Consider the following 1,760-nt stretch of genomic DNA (forward strand, 5'->3'; position numbering starts at 1 on the left):
TCATTTTAACTTTTTGATACATTTCTCTATCGCTTGAGTGCACCAATGGCAAACAGCTTTAACGTCAACGACAATGCCAATTCTCGAGAAAGTGCTAACAGCTCAGCCGTCTCAGAAAAACTGTTCAATGCCTACTCTCAGCATGTATCTCCCCTACTAGATCAATCATTTGATGCGATTGATGACACCTTGTTTGATCTTGCAAATAATGCAAGAAACAACAATGAGCAAAATCGCTATTTCGAAGCCATGCGTGAATTACGCCTCAAACGTAAAGCCATATGCACGAACATTGATCAATCTCTTCAATCTTTATTTCAATTTCCTTTCGAGCAGATAAAACTTAATACACCAGCGCCGTCACAAGTTGAATCTCTATCAGTGGTAGACGACAAGCAATTTGAAGAGCAGCTAGCGGTTGAGACAATGGCTAGTAAGTCACGAGCTAACTTTCAGCATATTCACCTAACTCTGCATCAACGCATGGCCGAGGCTTATCAGCTTAATGGTGATGAACTTAGTCCAGAGTCACCTGAGTTATTAGCTCATATCATTGCTAGCAGCTGCAAAAATCTCGATATCGAGCTCGGTGAGCTTCTTTTGCTATACAAGCACTTAGACAAACACTTATTTTCCAAGCTTGAAGAGCCACTAAACGCATTGAATGACACTCTAATTTCTGAGGGAATTCAGCCGGATCTAAGCCTGACTAAACGCAAACAATCCGTCCGCTCCAAGCAAGAAACAACAAGAGCTCCTGTCGCACACGATCATCGAGACATTACGGCACAAGAAAACACTACTCAAACAGCCACACAAACGATTAAGACACAGCATTACGCTAGCTCTCAAGACATCATCCAAGCACTGAATATTGTAAACGCNGCGAAGGAAGCGACAAATGAAGCAAGGTTTTTTGACGCCAAGACAATCAGCCAGTACGTGACACAACAACTTCAGAAAAGCTCAAGAAAACAAGTGGCCGAAAAAGATCTTGATGTTATTAATCTAGTCGGCTTACTGTTTGAGTACATACTCAACGACAATAATTTAGCGCCAGAAATGCAGGCGCTTATTGGTCGCTTGCAAATACCTGTACTTAAAGCGGTCATTCATAATCCTGTATTTTTCAAAGAGCATGCTCATCCGGCTAGAACCTTCATTAACAACTTAGCCACAGCAGCGATTGGCTGGACCAACGACAATCAAAACAGCGCACGAACAAAACTATACGACGAGCTTCGCTCACTCGTAGATGACATTATCGAAGATAAAAGTGGTCACTATGACTGTTTTACAGCGTCAAATTTAAAGTTAGAGCTTTTTATCGCGCGCGAAAACAAACGCCAAAAATTGCTCGAGCAACGTACGAAACTAACAGAAGAAGGACGCATTAAAAGCCGGGTTGCCCAAGAATTTATCGACTCAACTCTAAAAGCACTCGTTGAATCACATAGGAACTTACCTACTAGCATTTCTGAACTTCTAACCGGACCATGGAGACGAGTATTGTTCATCGCATTTCTTCGCGATGCGCAAGAACACAATTGGGATACCTGCAGAAAGACAACTGAAGACTTACTTTGGTGTACTAGAAAACATGCAACACAAAATGACCGTCAAAAGTGGTTAGCTCTGGTACCACGTCTGTTAAAGCAAATAGACGCCGAATTAACTCGTATATCGTTTGACCCCTACTCAGCCAATAGAATGCTTGCAGACATCAAAAAAGATCTTACAAGTATTTTCAGGGAAACAGC

General features: G+C 41.9%; 1 protein-coding gene. It reads left to right on the forward strand.

The features are described 5' to 3' along the window. Window positions 1-45: 45 nt before the first annotated feature. Window positions 46-1,760 (forward strand): DUF1631 family protein (locus A3738_RS12920; RefSeq protein ID WP_068763628.1); only part of this gene is annotated, 1,715 nt, incomplete at its 3' end.

It is taken from the genome of Oleiphilus sp. HI0066, from assembly GCF_001635725.1.